At 38.1% G+C, this 17,434-nt stretch carries 12 protein-coding genes; 9 read left to right on the top strand and 3 right to left on the bottom strand.

Going from position 1 to position 17,434, the window contains the following annotated elements; translation table 11 throughout:
• Positions 1-3 precede the first annotated feature (3 nt).
• Positions 4-1,527, top strand: a complete 1,524-nt coding sequence (gene zwf, locus B154_RS0100190) for a glucose-6-phosphate dehydrogenase (RefSeq protein WP_018610896.1) — start codon at positions 4-6, stop codon at positions 1,525-1,527.
• Positions 1,524-2,255, top strand: a complete 732-nt coding sequence (pgl, locus tag B154_RS0100185; RefSeq protein ID WP_018610894.1) for a 6-phosphogluconolactonase — start codon at positions 1,524-1,526, stop codon at positions 2,253-2,255. Before zwf ends, pgl begins: the two co-directional genes overlap by 4 nt.
• A gap of 96 nt (positions 2,256-2,351) precedes the next feature.
• Here pgl and B154_RS0100180 read toward each other — a convergent pair whose 3' ends face one another.
• Both B154_RS0100180 and B154_RS0100175 read right to left on the bottom strand, forming a co-directional pair.
• Positions 2,352-4,061, bottom strand: a complete 1,710-nt coding sequence (locus B154_RS0100180) for a RagB/SusD family nutrient uptake outer membrane protein (RefSeq protein WP_018610892.1) — start codon at positions 4,059-4,061, stop codon at positions 2,352-2,354.
• Between the two features lie 32 nt (positions 4,062-4,093).
• On the bottom strand, positions 4,094-7,360 hold the full coding sequence (locus B154_RS0100175) for a SusC/RagA family TonB-linked outer membrane protein (protein ID WP_018610890.1): 3,267 nt from the start codon (positions 7,358-7,360) through the stop codon (positions 4,094-4,096).
• Positions 7,361-7,647: 287 nt separating this feature from the next.
• Here B154_RS0100175 and B154_RS0100170 point away from each other — a divergent pair, with 287 nt between their 5' ends.
• Positions 7,648-8,997, top strand: coding sequence for an alpha/beta hydrolase family protein (locus B154_RS0100170; protein WP_033410810.1), 1,350 nt, complete (start codon positions 7,648-7,650; stop codon positions 8,995-8,997).
• Positions 8,998-9,038: 41 nt separating this feature from the next.
• Here B154_RS0100170 and B154_RS27265 read toward each other — a convergent pair whose 3' ends face one another.
• A complete protein-coding gene (locus B154_RS27265) occupies positions 9,039-10,274 on the bottom strand; it encodes a PQQ-dependent sugar dehydrogenase (RefSeq protein WP_018610886.1) in 1,236 nt (411 codons plus the stop codon).
• Between the two features lie 90 nt (positions 10,275-10,364).
• Between B154_RS27265 and B154_RS0100160 the strand changes: the two genes are divergently transcribed.
• The 6 genes from B154_RS0100160 (at position 10,365) to B154_RS0100135 (ending at position 17,362) form a co-directional block, all read left to right on the top strand.
• Positions 10,365-11,276 (top strand): PIG-L family deacetylase, encoded by a 912-nt coding sequence (locus tag B154_RS0100160; protein ID WP_018610884.1) that lies wholly within the window; start codon positions 10,365-10,367, stop codon positions 11,274-11,276.
• A gap of 192 nt (positions 11,277-11,468) precedes the next feature.
• Entirely contained in the window at positions 11,469-11,888 is a 420-nt protein-coding gene (locus B154_RS0100155; RefSeq protein ID WP_018610881.1) for a cytochrome c maturation protein CcmE domain-containing protein, read from the top strand.
• Between the two features lie 23 nt (positions 11,889-11,911).
• Positions 11,912-14,539, top strand: a complete 2,628-nt coding sequence (gene ccsA / locus B154_RS30380; protein ID WP_018610878.1) for a cytochrome c biogenesis protein CcsA — start codon at positions 11,912-11,914, stop codon at positions 14,537-14,539.
• A gap of 205 nt (positions 14,540-14,744) precedes the next feature.
• Entirely contained in the window at positions 14,745-15,362 is a 618-nt protein-coding gene (locus tag B154_RS0100145) for a DUF4294 domain-containing protein (RefSeq protein WP_018610876.1), read from the top strand.
• Between the two features lie 113 nt (positions 15,363-15,475).
• A complete protein-coding gene (gene bshB1, locus B154_RS0100140) occupies positions 15,476-16,225 on the top strand; it encodes a bacillithiol biosynthesis deacetylase BshB1 (RefSeq protein WP_018610874.1) in 750 nt (249 codons plus the stop codon).
• Between the two features lie 66 nt (positions 16,226-16,291).
• On the top strand, positions 16,292-17,362 hold the full coding sequence (locus B154_RS0100135; protein ID WP_018610872.1) for a fatty acid desaturase family protein: 1,071 nt from the start codon (positions 16,292-16,294) through the stop codon (positions 17,360-17,362).
• The last annotated feature ends 72 nt before the right edge of the window (positions 17,363-17,434 follow it).

Genomic DNA, 17,434 nt, shown 5'->3' with positions numbered 1-17,434 from the left:
AGCATGATCCGAACTTCAAAATCTGAACCTACCATCTTTATTATTTTTGGAGGTACAGGTGATCTTAATTACCGCAAACTTGCTCCTGCTCTATACAATTTGTTTCTGGACGGGTGGCTTCCGGAACAATTTTCTATAATTGGCACAGGTCGTACTAAGTTAACTGATGATGAGTATAAGGTAAAATTGCATGAGGGGATAAACCAGTTTTCAAGGAGTGGAAAAGCTGAAGACGGAAAGTGGGAAGAATTCTCACAACATATTTACTACCAGATAGCGGATGCCACTAATCCAGATAGCTATAAGGAGTTTGGGACGAGAATCGAAAACCACAATAATGAATGGAACGCAAAAGCAACCGTAATATATTACCTGGCTGTATCACCTAACTTTTTCCCAATCATTGCTAAAAATATTTCTAAGAGTAACCTGGGGACTGATCCTGATAAAACAAGAATTGTTATAGAAAAACCTTTTGGTCACGACCTAGAATCTGCCAAAGAGTTGAACAAGCTGCTGGGAAGCATTTTTACAGAACGACAGATTTATCGCATTGACCATTATCTTGGCAAAGAAACAGTACAAAATATTCTTGCCTTTCGATTTGCCAATTCTATTTTAGAGCCGGTATGGAATCGAAGTTATATTGAACATGTACAGATTTCAGTAACAGAACAGCTTGGAGTTGAGGACCGAGGAGACTACTATGACAAAGCAGGTGCGCTGCGCGATATGATACAAAATCATTTGTTACAGCTTCTCTGTATTATCGCTATGGAACCTCCTATTAATTTCAATGCCGACGAAGTGCGAAACCGCAAAGTTGATGTACTAAGGGCCATGCGCAAATTTACACCCGATGATGTTCGCATGTCTGCGGTAAGAGGACAATATGGTAAAGGATGGATGGAAGGGAAGCAGGTGCCGGGCTACCGGGAAGAGGCAAAGGTTGATCCTGACTCTAATACAGAGACTTTTGCAGCAATAAAATTTTTCATTGACAATTGGCGGTGGCAGGGAGTTCCTTTCTATGTACGTACCGGAAAACGTATGCACCAGGCTTCGTCGGTAATAAGTATACAATTCAAAGATGTACCACATTTTGTATTTCCAAAAGAAGCAGTGGAAAGCTGGCAGCAAAACCGCCTGATAATAAGTATACAACCCGAAATGAGCATACGACTCGAGGTTCAGGCAAAGCGTCCCGGCCTCGATATGATTTTAAATACAGTTGACATGGTTTTTGATTATAAAGGAACTTATGCGAGCCAGGCTCCTGAAGCTTATGAAACATTGTTGCTTGATACAATGATGGGTGATCAAACGCTGTTTATGCGGGGCGACCAGGTCGAAGAAGCCTGGGATTTGATTATGCCTGTTTTATCAACATGGAACAACAAAAAGAGTTTAAATTTTCCGAATTATTCTGCTGACTCATGGGGGCCTGAACTTGCTGAAGCACTCATAGCCCGTGATGGATTTCATTGGTTTACATTACCTGTCAATAAAAAAAGCGGAAGTAAATGAAGTTGAATACTTATAAAACCGAGAAGGAAGTTCTTGAAAAATTAGCGGAATATTTTGCAACGGTTGCTCAACAGGCAATAACTACAAAAGGAATGTTTTCAGTTGCACTATCAGGTGGCAGCTCTCCAAAAAAGCTATACGAGTTGTTGGCATCTGAATATGCAAAAAAGATAGATTGGAGAAAGGTCTATTTTTTCTTCGGAGACGAGCGATATGTGCCACATTCTGACCCCAACAGTAACTATTTAATGGCAAAAACAGCTTTGTTTGATCCTCTAAGAATTTCCGAGTCTCAAATATTTCCTGTTGACACAAGTGTAGAACCGCGGGTTGCTGCACAAAAATATGCAGAGACTATACAACAATTTTTCAAAGGCGAAGAAGCGCGTTTTGACCTTGTATTGCTAGGTCTTGGTGATAATTCACATACAGCTTCATTATTTCCATATACAGCAGTTTTAAATGACAAGGAACCATCTGTAAAGGAAGTTTTTCTTGAGGATCAAAAAATGTATAGAATTACAATTAATGCTCCGTTAATTAGTAACGCTCACCATATAGCATTTTTGGTTTACGGAGAAGGAAAAGCAGAAGCAGTTCATCATGTAATTGAAGATAAGACTGATATAAATAATTATCCGGCGCAGCTTATAAAACCAGTAGGTGGGGAAGTACAATGGTTTCTTGATAATGCAGCCGCTTCTAATCTTACACAGCAATCCATTTAATTTGAATTGCTTGTAACTTTTATTGTTTTTCGCATAAACAAAAAGAGGTTGTCTTCGATTAGGAAGACAACCTCTTTTTGTTTAAAATATTAATTTTTAGTAGCCTGGGTTTTGTTTTAATGTATTACCATATTTTGCAGCTACATCTATAATCGCTGCCGGAATTGGGAAATACTCATTCTTACCTTTAGTAAACACAGCAGTTTGCTTATAAATACGTTTAGTCTTTTCTTTAGCAAGATAAGTATTCAATGTTTCAGCAGCAATGCCCCAACGCACGAGGTCAAAGAAACGATGACCTTCATGAGCCAGTTCCAGTCTTCTTTCGAAACGTACTGCTGTTCTTGCTGCAGTCTGATCTGCAAACGGAGTGGTATAAATATTAATTACATAGTTCGCAGGTGCATTTGGCACCCAGCTGGCAGGGTTTTTAGCTCGTGCACGAACTATATTTATATATTCCCGCGCTTTTTCTAACGAACCTACTTCTATTTCTGCTTCTGCAGCCATTAGTAATACATCTGCATAACGGATTAAATAAACATCTTTTGCAGTTATATTATGCCATCCGGAAGAGGTAAGGGTACCAACATCTTTTTTAGAATAGATGTGCTTTTTAGGGCTGAAAGGACCAGCATAGTTCTGATCCCTGATCCAGGAGTAACCCGGGTGAGGACCCCAATCCCAAAAAGGAACACCGCGTCTGCCAACTGACCAGTCTAACCTTGGATCTAATGGAGTAACGACATCATTTTGAAAAGGATCTTCACTTTTTAAACCTGCGTCGTTTTTAAGATCAGCATCATTAAAAGTATTAAAGAGAGGCAAGCCATCAGCGCTTGTTTTATAAGCATTAACCAGGTTTTGAGAAGGTTGAAAGAAACCACAGCAACCGAAATCTCCTCCATAAGGAAAAGCGAGGCCTAAAGATGCTTCACCACTTGCATCCACATTACCTGAAGCTGCTGTTGCTATACCAAACGCTTCTTCTGAATTATTGTCGAAAGATGCATCAAAGTTCTTCCAGAAGGCATCCTGCAAAGCATACTTTTTACCTTGCGATGTTTGACCGCTAACGGTAATAATATCATATAAGGCTTTTGCTTCCATATACTTATGTTGGTACATGTATGCCTTAGCAAGATAGCAGGCAGCGGCCCATTTATTTACCTTTCCAGCCAAATCCTGCGTTTCAGGAAGATTGTCGTATGCAAATTTTAGGTCTTCCTCTATATTTGGCCATATATCTGCAGTATTGCTATATTTTGTGGTTGAATCTGAAATGTAAGGTACATTGTTCCACAATTTCTTTGCTTCAAAATGAAAATGACCTCTTAAGAATCTTGCCTGTCCCATGATGTTTTTCTTTTCATCATCGGTTAAAGTAATCGCAGGATCATTCGCCAGCCGAATTACATCATTTGACCTCGAAACCCCTTCGTACACGGCCAGCCATTTGTTATAAAAGTATCGGTTGGTAGGTTGAGATTTATATTGCTCCACTTCAGTCATCTGGGGTTGGTCATTTGCATCGGTCCCTTTATAGTCATCATCCGCTGCTACGCCTGCAGTTGCCCAATTTAAAGCAGAAGTTTCCCATGAATCTCCTGATACACCTTGGCCGTCTAAAACCCCATAAGCTCCAACCAATAAACCTTCTAAACCTTTTTTATTTTTAATAAGTTCAGTACTATATTGACCATACGGCTGAGCATCTAAGAAGGTTTTTTTGCAAGCCTGCAGTATGAGCGTACCCGCTATAAGCGTAAGGCCTAAAACGAGTAATTGAAATTTATTTCTTTTCATATATTTTTATTGATCTTTAAGCTGTTTTTAATTTAGAAAGTCAGGTTTATACCTCCTGTTATAATTCTTGGTGTTGGGAAATTTCCGTAGTCTACACCTAAACTATTAGCATCAGACCTGGCTTGTCTATAATCTCCTCTGCCTACTTGCTGAGTAGTAATCTCAGGATCTAAACCAGTGTATTTCGTAATAGTAAATAAATTTTGAGTTTGTACGTATATTCTTAAGCGGTCTATATTAAAACGTTTAAGAACACTTGCGGGAAGTGTGTATCCAACTGAAAGGTTTTTAAGTCTTAAATAACCTCCTGGTTCAACATAATAGCTGACAGGAACCTGTCCACTTGCACCATCAGAAGCATCTAATACAGGCAGTTTAGCATTTCTGTGATCTGGTGTCCAGCTATCATACAAAACTCTTTTGTCCCTGTTGCCCTGGAAGGTATTGAAGTCTGTCCAATAGCGCACATAGTTAACAATTTCTCCTCCGTCTTTCCAATATAAAAAAGTGGAAAAGTCAAAGTTTTTATAAGAAGCGTTCAGGTTTATACCTGCAGTGAAATTAGGATGTGGACTGCCCATAAAAGTTCTATCCTCAGGCGTTATTTTACCATCAGGCTTGCCTCCCGGTCCGGAAATGTCTTTATATCTCCATTTGCCAATGCCTTTATTGTCTTGTTCCAAAGCATCTACTTCTGCCTGGTTTTGGAAGAAACCATCAATTATATATCCGTAAAAGCTTGAAATTGGCCGTCCGGTTACAGAACGGTTGAATGGGTCAATTCTTGATCTGTTACCTTCAAAAAATGGATCGGCTATATCTCCAACAGTGTTTCTATAGAGAGAAAAAGTTACACCTCCGTCAAACTTAAAGTCTTTACCTACATTAGCTCTGTAATTAAGGCCTATATCTACGCCTTTGTTCTTCATTTCACCAATGTTTACGGGCTGCCTGCTTACGTTACCAAAAGCAATAGGGTCTAATTGTCTTTCATACAACAAGTCCGTTGTCTTGCGGTTATAAACATCTACAACCAGGTTAACGCTGTTGTGAAATAATGTCGCATCTAAACCTACATTGACAGTAGCTGATTGTTCCCATTTAATGTTTGGATTGCCAATTGTATTATGCCTTAAACCTGGAGAAAAGCTTGTATTGCTTCCATCAATGGGGTAACCTGCGTTACCAAGATCAGCAGAATAAGAAGTAAGAAAGCCAAAATCCCTGATATTATCATTACCAAGGGTTCCCCAGCCGGCACGTAACTTAAGGTCATTTAACCAGCTTATCTTATTATGCATAAATGCTTCTTCAGAAATACGCCATCCTGCACTAACTGAGGAGAAGTTACCATATTTGTTAGTCGGACCAAAAGCATTGGATGAACCATCTCTTCTGAATGAGGCACTTAATAAATATTTATCCAGGTAATTATAATCCACTTTTGCAATAACAGGAGATTGCTTTCTGTAACGATACTCATAGCTGTCTCCATGAGGAGTCGTATTCAATCCGGAGTTTACCTGCCAGAAATTCCTGTCGAATGAAAAATAATTATTGGTGCTTGCGTTTACTCCGCGTCCTGCACCTTCAACCATTTCTGTTCCCAGTAAAACGCGAACATCATGATTATTAAGGAAGAGCTTATGAAAGCTAAGTGTGTTATACCATGTCATCTGGTAATTATAACTTTCACCCTCACCAAAATTACCTATGCCACCTCTGCCTTCTGCGTTCTCATAAGCCGGCACGTTGAAATAGTAATAATTGCTATTTCCGTAATCCATACCTAATACTGTCTTTGCAGTAAAATATTTTAAGAAATCAACTTCGGCATAGGCAGAACCTATAATACCCACCTTACGGTCCTTGTTATCTTTGCCGCGGTAACGGTCAGCATAAGGATTAGAAGCATTACCCAGGTTTGAACCGCGGGTTCCTGCAAAGTTCCCCTTGAGGTCAAATACAGGTACTATCGGCTGCATACGATAAGCCATAGAGATAGCATTTCCTTCACTTTGGTTATCAAAACCTCTGTTATCAATGTAACTTAATTGGAGGTTTTCCCCTACACGAATTTTGTTTTTGACAATAAAGTTGGTGTTAGCACGTACGGAATACCTTTTGTAACCAGTAAAATCAATGATACCATCCTGGTTATAATAACCAAGTCCTAACAAGTAATTTCCTGTTTCACTGCCGCCTGATACAGAGATATTATGACTTTGCATTGGCGCAGCCCGTGTTACGGCTTTCATCCAGTCTGTACCTGTTTTATTTGCGGGAACTATTAAATAAGTGCCCTCTCCATTTACATCATTTAAATCGAGCTTATATTTACTCGGATCAGCAGCAGGATCGCCAGCCTGAACACCGCTTGCAGTACCAGCTAAAATATACTCAGGAATAACAGGTGTTGCAGTAGAAGCCTGACCGCCATTATATTGTCCAAGATTGAAAGTGGTATTAGTTTGTCCGGGAATTCCTTTTTGAAGTAGTAAAAGATATCTGCCATACTCTTCAGTATTCAAAAGATCATACTGCTTAGTTAAAGATTGCACACCATAATAAGCGTCATAAGTTATTTTTGACTTTCCCTTACCTTTTTTGGTTGTTATAATAATAACACCGTTAGCTGCGGCAGCACCATAAGCAGCAGCAGATGATGCATCTTTCAATACCTGGAGAGATTCAATATCATTAGGATTTAGGTCTGAAATTGATCCGACTCGGGCACCATCTACTACATATAAAGGTTCATTTTGGTTAAAAGTTGTAAAACCCCTAATTCTGATAGATGCGCCAGCACCAGGTACACCTGACGTACCTACTGTAACACCAGATGCTTTACCCTGCAGCAAACTTTCTACGTTTGACCCCGGGTTGGCTACCAGTTCTTTGGCGCTTACGACCGATACCGAACCGGTAATGTCTTTTTTACGTTGGGTTGTGTATCCGGTTACTACTATTTCATTTAGGGTAGAGGTGGTGGGATTTAATGATACGGTGCCTAAAGAGGTACGGTTGTTAACAGGAACTTCAATGTTTTCGAAGCCTACTACAGAAATTTGTAATACGCTGTTGTTTTTAGGAACATTAATTGAAAAAGTTCCCTCATCGTTTGTTTGTGTACCGGTATTTGATCCTTTTATCCTGATAGAAGCGCCAGAGATAGGTTGATTTCCGGCTTTGTTAATTATTTTGCCCGTTACAGTTTTTTGGGCAAAAACAGAGTTAAATAGAAATAGCAAGAGCGCAGTTAGTACCGGCTTTACTATCCAACTAGATTTGGATGGCATGTGCAAAAGTTTTGATTTAAAAAAATAAAAATAGGACTTTTTAATTTAACTTTTCGTTTAATTGATTTTTAATAAAATTTTAAGGATAATTAATGTGTTTTTATGTATGAGTATAAAAATGAATATTTTCAAAAGATAATAAAACGGAATTGATTAAAACCGTAAAATGTAATGTCTTATTAAGATATTAGTTTTACCGTTTCCATCTCTAACATTACTTTTAAATTTTTTTATACTTTATTTTAAATACCGTTTTTTACCATTATAGATTATTAATTGTACACTCTATGCGATTACATTTCTTGTCTCTTTTGTCTTGTCTGGCTTTTTTATTTTTGTTTGTTTCTTCTGCAAACGCACAATATGATTTAGGTACATCTGCTGTTACAGGTGCTGAAAAGAAAGACAATTCTGAATTTATTTACGGTGATCTTTTACCTGATGCTCCGGAATTGTCAAAAAGAGGCAATTTTCATGTAGGCGTACAGACAATTAATCTTTTACATAAAAATCAGCTTGATATTCTTCATTATAAAGATAGCGTGGTACCTATATACAATCGGACCTTAAAAGTGGAAGTTTGGTACCCTGCTATAATTCCTGCTCATAAAAAAGAGATGGAAGTATATCATGAGCTAATGGGTAATAAAGGTGATATAAAAAGACCTTTGATCCCTTTTTCGTTTAAGGGTAGATGTTTGCGAAATGCCAATCCTGATCGCTCTGCCGGAGCTTTTCCTTTAATTATTTTATCGCATGGTTTTACAGGATCAAGATTGTTGTTTACTTACCTCGCTGAGAACCTCGCTTCCAAAGGTTATGTAGTAGCATCTATAGGTCATACTGAATCTACGTTTGAAGATGCTGCAAATTTCAGCAGCACTTTGCTAAACCGCTCTTTAGACCAGTTATTTGTTTTAGATGAGATGGACCGGTTAAGCCAGGCCCAAAGCAAAAGCTTTTTATCGGGATTAGTAGATGCATCCAAAACTGGGCTTATTGGTTATTCAATGGGTGGATATGGAGCATTAAATACGACAGGTGCAGGATATAGTAAAAAAGCAATAGCTTTCTTTCAGTCAATAACCGGCGGAAGTGATGCACTGAAAATTAGAGCCGCAGGCAATGAAGCTTTTGCCAATTCGCAGGATAAAAGAATAAAGGCAGTAGTAGCTTTTGCTCCGTGGGGAATGGCTTCGGGAGTATGGGATTCAGTAGGTCTTAGCGGGTTACACCTGCCTACATTTTTTGTTGCTGGAAGCCAGGATGATATTTCTATGTATGAAAATGGCATTAAGGCAATTTATACACAAGCTATACATGCAGACAGGTATCTCTTTACATACGTTAACGCCCGCCATAACGTTGCTCCAAATCCCGCGCCGTATGAAAGTTTTAAACAGGGTTTGAGTTTGGATGAATATTACCGATATTCCGAACCAGTTTGGGACGAAAGACGAATTAATAACGTAAACCAACATTTTGTAACCGCATTTCTCGGTATCTATTTGCAAGGTAAAGACTACGGCAAATACCTGGACCTTAAGCAGAATTCCAATGATGGTAATTGGACAGGGTTTAAACCAAGAACATCGGTTGGAATGGAACTAAGTCATGATTTACCAATAAATAGATGACAATAAATAACATAGAATCAAACGGTACTGAAAATTTCAGTTCATTCTTTCTCAGAATTTGCTAGTTTAATTTTGTAAACAACGCCCGAACGATTAATTGCCCCAATTTCATTTTGAGTTACCATATAAATTTCACCTGATTCATCCGTACCAAAACTATTAATTCTAAAATCGAACTTATTATCATCTTTTCCCTCAAACTTGCAATCGTGTTTTATCCATTGTTGTTTAGAATTCTGTTCGAGGTAAAAAACCTTAAATGCCCAATCGCCAAAAATATATTTCCCTTGCAATAGGGGAAATTTTTCGCCTCTGTATACATAACCGCCAATTATGGAAACTCCTTCTTTGTGAGGATACTCAGTTATAGGTAAAGCAAAATTGCCTCCTTTTTCATATAAAATGCTGTCATAAGGATGAAAGCCTTCCATTGCGCGCCACCCATAATTTTTTCCTTTTTCAATAATATCAACTTCTTCATAAGTGTCCTGACCAACGTCTCCACAAAATAGTTTTCCTGTTTTTTCGTCAAATGAAATGCGCCAGGGCATTCGCATGCCATAACTCCATATCTCATCACGCCCTTCCTTGCCGACAAAAGGGTTGTCAGCAGGAATACTGTAAGGGCTTTTATGATCAACATCAATACGGATGATCTTTCCAAGTAATTGATTCAAATTTTGTCCATTGCCAGGATTGCCATGAGCATCTCCTTGTCCGCCACCGTCTCCAAAACCAATATACAGATAACCTTTTTTATCAAAAACAATGTTTCCACCATTGTGATTTGATTGCGGTTGGTCTACTTCCAATATTACTTTTCCCTGCGGGTCCGCTCTGTCCGGATTATTTGCTGATACTTTAAATTCGGCTAATACCGATGTATTGTCAAAACCTTTTTTTGACGGTGCACTGTAGTGAACAAAAAATCGGCCGTTATTTTTATAATCAGGATGAAAGGCGAAACCTAGGATGCCCACGTCCATATATTCATTCTTCATTGGAACAAGCAACGATCTGATGTTTAAGAAAGGTTCTTTTAATAATCTTCCATTTTTTAAAATCATTATTCTTCCTGCTTGTTCTGCTATAAAAATCCGTTGTGATCCATCATGCGCATTTTCTAAAGCAAGTGGCGCATATAAGCTATCTGTTACCTTTTCTAAAGTAAAGATTAATTGATCTTTTACGGTTTTTTTATCTTTATATCCTGTGCTTTTACACGATGACAAAAGAAAGATGCAGTAACAAAAAAAGAGTACTGATTTATTTTTCATGATTTTTATAATGAATCTTTATTTTTAGAAGGCTTTATTTTGCTGTCCTTTTTCTTTATGAATAAGATTATTTAACACAAGCTCATATAAATGTATAAAAAATTACTCGCCTGCCTGTTCTTAAGTTTTTCTTTTGCTGCCATTTTTGCTCAATCTAATCCTGGTCCCAAGGTGCTTATCGTTACCTCTCATCCCGATGACGAAACCACTTTCCCGGTAACTGTTTATAAAATAGTACATGATCTGAAAGGAGTTGCCGATCTGGCTCTTATGACAGACGGTCAAGGTGGGTATAGAAATACCGAGCTTGCGTCAGAGTATTATGGATTGAATTTGAGGGATTCTTCCATTGGTCGTACATACTTGCCAGCAATAAGAAAGAGGGAGCTGATGGCTTCAGGAAAAATAATGGGTATCAGGAATTTTTTCTTTTTTGACCAGGTCGATGATTTCTATTCTCAAGATCCAAAGCCTTATGTAGGAGGTGTAAAGTGGGACGTAGCAATGATTGAAAAAAAACTTGACCAGATTTTGTCCCGCACCTCTTACGATTATGTGCTCGTGTTGCTTCCAACTCCTGATCAGCATGGTCATCATAAAACCGCCAGTCTGATGGCTTTGCGTGCAGTAAAGCGTTTTGTCGGCAAAAATAAGCCTATAGTATTAGGTGGTTTAGAAATGAACCCGCCAGAACTCGATACATTTAACTTTAGCGGATTAAAGGATTATCCTGAAAGCAGAATAAACAAACAAGCTCCTGTTTTTACGTTTCATCGTACAGCACGGTTTGGGTTTATGAATTTGGTGAGCTACATGATTGTACATGATTGGACAATTGCTGAATACAAATCTCAAGGCGATACGCAGAATAATTATATGAACAAATTTGGAATGGAGGCTTTTTGGTTTTTTGATCAGAACGATGAAAGTGCCATACCAAAAGTACAAAGGCTGTTTGAGCAATTGAAATCAAGCGGTTTTGCTACAAATAAGAGTAAGTAGATTATGCTCGAAACAGCCTTCTGATAAATTCCCAAAAGGCTGTATAAAATCATTTTTAAATTATTCTTTTTTGCTGCTTTTTATTGTTTCTGCTCTTGAAAAACAGAAAACAAAAGAATTTAACAATAGGACGTAGCCGTCCATATTTGAACCACACGTTTTTGGCTTACATTTGCGAAAAGCGAGAAAACGATGAAAAAAATCCACATAATTTTATTGGTGCTAATAGCCATATCTATTGCAGTTTTGATAAGTTTTATGGGTGATATTACTACCTATGATACGGTTACTTCGGCCAAAGAAAAACCGGGAAAGTTTGTGCACCTAATCGCAAAAATGGAAAAAAACTCTATGAATTATGATCCTATAAAAAACCCTAATTATCTTTCCTTCACCGCCGTTGATTCATTAGGTAACAGCATAAAAGTGATTTACAACAATACAAAGCCTGCTGACATAGAAAAAAGCGAAAGGATTGTATTGAAAGGAAGGGTGGAAGGAGATCATTTCGAATGCCAGGATATTCTGCTTAAGTGCCCTTCAAAATATAAAGATGATATGAACGCGGCTAAAAAAGAGTTGGGAACTGCTGCAAATTATAAATCTAAATAACGCTACGAAATTAAATAGTACTCATGGAATTTATTGGAGAACATTTATTGCCGGGGCAGACAGGCCATTTTTTTGTTATGCTTTCTCTGGTGGCTTCTTTGGTAGCCACCGTTGCTTTTTATAAAGCTGCAAATAATAACGACCCGGCCGAAAAGAATAGTTGGATACGTATCGCGCGAGTTGCATTTTTTCTGGAAACCATTTCGGTTATTTCTATATTTATTTCTTTATATTATATTATTTCCTCTCATTTATTTGAATATAAGTATGCGTGGCAGCATAGCAGCCGTGCCTTACAGGTGGAGTACCTTTTGAGTTGCTTTTGGGAAGGGCAGGAGGGAAGCTTTATGTTGTGGACCTTCTGGCATTGTGTGTTGGGATGGATTCTGATCTGGAAAGCGAGAACCTGGGAAGCGCCTGTAATGACAGTGGTCAGTTTTGCACAGTTTTGTCTTGCTACCATGCTTGCCGGGTTGTACTTCTGGGGAGCAAAGGTTGGAAGCAGCCCTTTCGTTTTATTGAGACATGAAAACTTTTTTGACAGCGCACCGATATTTAAAGATGCGACAACAGGCTTATTAAGAAAAGATTACCTGACTTTATGGAAAGACGGTAACGGTCTCAATGCTTTACTGCAAAATTACTGGATGGTCATTCACCCCCCGGTGTTGTTTTTAGGTTTCGCATCTACCATTGTGCCTTTTTCTTATGCTATCGCTGGGTTATGGAAAAAAGACCATATCGGCTGGACAAAACGAGCCATTCCCTGGGCTGCTTTTTCTACAGGTATTTTAGGTGTGGGCATTATGATGGGTGCTGCCTGGGCGTATGAAAGCCTTACATTTGGCGGCTACTGGGCGTGGGACCCGGTAGAAAATGCTTCACTTGTGCCGTGGCTTGTTATGGTTGCCGGCCTTCATACAAATCTTATTTATCGCAGCAGCGGTTATTCTTTAAAAAGCACCTATGCTTTTTACGTCCTTAGCTTTTTGCTGATTTTATATTCTACTTTCCTTACTAGGAGTGGCGTATTGGGAGATACTTCTGTTCATGCATTTACTGACTTGGGGATGAATGTGCAGTTATACCTGTTTTTAAATGTATTTTTCTGGATACCACCTTTTATTGCAGCAAAAACAAAGAATCATCGTTTAATGGTTGCTGCTCTTTTTATAGGGCTGAATGTTTTAAATTACTTTTTTGTTGTTTTTTCTCTTATTTCAGCATTTTCCGCAATAGGATTATTCTTTTGGTTACTAAGCCGTGATAACAAAATACCTACGATTGTTAAGGAAGAAAATACTTACAGCCGTGAATTCTGGATGTTTATCGGTTCGCTTATTCTCTTTTTATCAGCCTTTGTGATAATGATTATCACGTCGCTTCCGGTAATTAATAAATTAATCAACACCAAATGGGCGGTTGGAGAAGATCCTGAAGGTTTTCACAACCAGGTGCAAATATTTGTCGCTATCATTCTCGGCACTCTAACTGCTACTACTCAATACTTTAAATACAAAAACACTCCTAAAGACCTTTTCCTTAAAAAAGTAGCTTTACCTACCGCAATCGCTGTCGCTATAACAATTGCTATTAGTATCTGGGGAGGTATTAATTATGAAAAGAAGGGGCAAGGGTTTTTAATAGCCATTCACCTTGGAGTATTTGCTGCCGTATATGCGGTAATAGCAAATGCTTCGTACATTTTTATAGGATTAAAAGGTAAATTGAAATCTGCAGGGGCATCAGTTGCACATATCGGTTTTGGAATGATATTGTTGGGAATACTAATTTCCTCATCAAAAAAGTCTGTACTTAGTTACAATACCACTGGTATGTCTCCCCTCAAAATGGGTGACAAAGAAAGTCCGCTGGAAAATATCACTTTGGTAAAAGGGCTTTCTACCGATATGGGTAAGTATATGGTGACTTATGTAAAAGACACGCTAAATGAAAGGGACCGTAAGCGCTACTATGAAATAAATTTTAAAAGTAAGACTGGCGATGATCACTTCAATTTGTACCCCGACATTATAGAAAATAACAAAGGCAATGAAGGAGTTACGCCCAATCCATCTGCAAAGCACTATTGGAACCGGGACATTTTTGCCTACCTGACTTTTTTAGGTGATCCTGAAAAAGTAAAAGCTTCTGATACATCTTCTTTTCAGCCTAAAACAGTGCATGTTGGCGATACAATTTATTATTCAAAAGGATTGATGATTGTAAATAATGTTGCTGTTAATCCTACCACCGCTAAACATCAGTTTGCGGCAACCGACACAGCTATTGGTCTTAACATAACGGTAATTTCTAAAGACGGAAGCCGTTTTAGTGCAATGCCTTTGCTACACGTAAAGAATGGCAGCATTTATTCTATTCCTGATACGGTTATGGCACAAAGCCTGGTGTTGATGTTTAACCAGGTAAAGGACCAGTCAAAAGGGCTTCTTGAAATTGGGGTAAAAGAAAGTACGGCGGTATTGGATTTTGTTACCTTGAAAGCGTATGAGTTCCCCTTTATCAACGTTCTGTGGCTTGGCGTGCTTGTTATGGTAGTCGGAATTGTAATGAGTATACTGCAAAGGGTAAAGCAGTTGAGAAAAAGCCCGCAGGGTTTACAGAAGAAACGCCTGGTGGAAGAAGTCTAAATTCTTGTTGATAAAGACTTATTTCAGCTACGTGACAATGCTTATTTAACGAGCAGGCAAAAAAAATCATTATTGAAATATGTTTTTTTATATTATTTACTCGCCGTATTTTTAAAAATAAATAACAAAATTTCCGGTTACTTTCATAATAAAGCAGCATAAATATTCGTACTATTATCTTACATTTAATATTACCAGATAATATATGCCCAGGAATTCTAAGATACTGTTTATCCTAACAACAGTTGTTTTTGTGCTCTTTTTCGGGCAAAGTCTAAAAGCACAGGAGACGCGGAATGATACTATGAAGGTGTATGCCTTTATTGTAGATGGAGATACTATACCCGGTGGCCGAATGCCTGATGTAAATGTAAGAACAGTAATGCTGGAAAAGTGGCGTAGCTACTGGGCAGAATGGTCACGCCTGCGCAATGCAGTATATGTTACCTACCCTTATGCCAAGGCCGCCGGAAAGGTAATGAATGAAGTAAATGCTGCTCTTGTAAATGTAACTGACAAAGATGAGCGCAGAAAAATAATAAAATCCAGGGAAAAGGATCTTAAAAGAGAGTTTGCAAACAAACTTACCAACCTCTCTGTTTACCAGGGCAAGGTTTTAATGAAACTGATTTACCGGGAAACAGGAAACAACTGTTATAATCTCATTCACGAATACAAGGGAGGTTTCACGGCCGGCTTTTGGCAAACAATAGCTATTGTATTTGGAAGCAATTTGAAACAGAATTATGACCCCAATGACAAGGACCGTGCTATTGAAATAATAGTACAGGATGTAGAAAGAATGTATGGGCAAAGAAGCTGACTCATATTTTCGATAAATTCCACTAAAATTATTATCTTCTACTTCGGCTGTGAATATCTATTTAATTAATTAACAATAAGTCTGCCTCAAAAAACTTACCTTGCAGCCACTTTATGATGGGCGAAAAAATGTTTGAAAAACTCGATATTCTGGCTTTTGGTGTTCATCCGGATGATGTTGAGTTGGGCTGTTCAGGAACTATTCTGGCTTCTATAGCACAAGGGAAAAAGGTGGGAGTTGTAGATTTAACAAGAGGTGAGCTGGGAACAAGGGGAAGTGCAGAGATAAGGAAAGAAGAAGCTGCAGCAGCTGCAAAAGTTTTAGGTGTCACTATCAGAGAAAATCTTGAAATGGCCGATGGTTTTTTTCAAAACGACGAAAACCATCAAAGAAAGGTTATAGAGATCATAAGGAAATACCGGCCGGAAATTATTTTATGTAATTCTACAGAAGATCGTCATCCTGATCATGGTCGCAGTGCACAACTGGTGCAAGATGCAGCTTTTTTATCCGGTTTACGTAAAATAGAAACTTACATGGGCCGGCAAAAACAGCAGGAGTGGAGGCCAAAATATGTTTTTCACTACATTCAAGACCGTTTTTTGCATCCTGATTTCGTTTTTGACATTTCAGAATTTATGGAATATAAAATAAAATCGGTGTTGTGTTATAAAACCCAGTTTCACAATCCTGACCTAGACGAACCACAAACTTATATATCAAGTCCCGAGTTTCTTGAAGCAGTCAAGGCAAGGGCAATGATGCTGGGAAAAAGAATTGGCGTAAAATATGCAGAAGGATATATAACCAAAAAAGTGATCGGTGTAAAAACCTTTGATTCTTTTATTCAGCATGCTACATAGCTTATACCTTTAATCACTTAACACCTAGCATTAAACACAAAAAAACGGATTTTTAAATATTATATCATGGCCACCCCCAAATTTGCTACACAGAAACAATCTTTTCACGCCGAATTAAAAAAAAGGATCAATGATTATTTCACTACCTCAGAAATAAGCACAACCGGTAACTACAACCTATATCTAAAAGCTGCAATTCTTCTGCTTGGTACAGCCATTACGTACATTCACCTGGTCTTTTTTACGCCGCCTGTGGTTTTTGCTTTGCTTGAATCCGCATTGTTAGGGGGGTTTATCTCTGCTATTGGTTTTAACATTATGCACGATGGGTCACATGGTAGCTTTAGCAAGTCTCCTTTTATTAATAAATGTGCCGCCATTACTTTAGGAATTTTAGGCGGAAGCCCGTTTATGTGGAATATGAAGCATAACGTAGTGCATCATGCTTATACAAATATTGATGGAGTTGATGATGATATTGATGCAAAGCCGTTTTTAAGAATGGCATCAACACAAAAAAAGTACATTATACATAACTACCAGCATTGGTACTTCTGGTGTCTGTACTGCCTTCTTCACTTTTACTGGAGTTTCGTTTCTGATTATACCAAATATTTTTCAAAGAAGATACAAGGCATACCTCTTAAAAAAATGGAATTAAACGATCATATCAGTTTTTGGTTATTCAAAATTGTGTATTATTCTTTGTTTATTGTAATTCCTATTATAAAAATTGGTTTTACCGACTGGCTTATAGGTTTCCTATGTTTTACTGCGGTTACGGGTTTTATATTAAGTATTGTTTTTCAGCTCGCACACACTGTTGAACACACTCATTTTCCAATGCCTGATGCTAACACCGGTAAACTTGAGGATGAATGGGCTATTCACCAATTGAAGACTACAGCAAACTTTGCAACTAATAATAAACTTATCTCTTGGTTAGTTGGTGGACTAAATTTTCAGATCGAACATCATTTATTTCCTAAAATTTCGCACGTACATTATCCCCAGATTAGCAAAATAATTAAGAAAGCTTGCCAGGAATATGGTGTCCAATATGTTGAGTACCGTAAAATGAGCCAGGCTATTGTTTCTCATGTTGCCTATTTAAGGCAGATGGCGAAGGCGTCTTAAACATCCAAAGAAATGCATTAAGAAAGTGTGTGGCTATAATTTTAGTCGCACATTTTTTTTAAAAAAATGTAG

The sequence above is a fragment of the Segetibacter koreensis DSM 18137 genome, from assembly GCF_000374045.1.
In the GTDB taxonomy this organism is placed as follows: Bacteria; Bacteroidota; Bacteroidia; order Chitinophagales; family Chitinophagaceae; genus Segetibacter; species Segetibacter koreensis.
Note: the sequence above shows the minus strand (reverse complement) of the source record. Positions and strands in the feature narration are given on the sequence as shown.

Coding starts and splice junctions, on each gene's coding strand:
- zwf (WP_018610896.1), top strand. CDS start 4: ATGATCCGAACTTCAAAATCTGAACCTACCATCTTTATTATTTTTGGA.
- pgl (WP_018610894.1), top strand. CDS start 1,524: ATGAAGTTGAATACTTATAAAACCGAGAAGGAAGTTCTTGAAAAATTA.
- B154_RS0100180 (WP_018610892.1), bottom strand. CDS start 4,061: ATGAAAAGAAATAAATTTCAATTACTCGTTTTAGGCCTTACGCTTATA.
- B154_RS0100175 (WP_018610890.1), bottom strand. CDS start 7,360: ATGCCATCCAAATCTAGTTGGATAGTAAAGCCGGTACTAACTGCGCTC.
- B154_RS0100170 (WP_033410810.1), top strand. CDS start 7,648: ATGCGATTACATTTCTTGTCTCTTTTGTCTTGTCTGGCTTTTTTATTT.
- B154_RS27265 (WP_018610886.1), bottom strand. CDS start 10,274: ATGAAAAATAAATCAGTACTCTTTTTTTGTTACTGCATCTTTCTTTTG.
- B154_RS0100160 (WP_018610884.1), top strand. CDS start 10,365: ATGTATAAAAAATTACTCGCCTGCCTGTTCTTAAGTTTTTCTTTTGCT.
- B154_RS0100155 (WP_018610881.1), top strand. CDS start 11,469: ATGAAAAAAATCCACATAATTTTATTGGTGCTAATAGCCATATCTATT.
- ccsA (WP_018610878.1), top strand. CDS start 11,912: ATGGAATTTATTGGAGAACATTTATTGCCGGGGCAGACAGGCCATTTT.
- B154_RS0100145 (WP_018610876.1), top strand. CDS start 14,745: ATGCCCAGGAATTCTAAGATACTGTTTATCCTAACAACAGTTGTTTTT.
- bshB1 (WP_018610874.1), top strand. CDS start 15,476: ATGATGGGCGAAAAAATGTTTGAAAAACTCGATATTCTGGCTTTTGGT.
- B154_RS0100135 (WP_018610872.1), top strand. CDS start 16,292: ATGGCCACCCCCAAATTTGCTACACAGAAACAATCTTTTCACGCCGAA.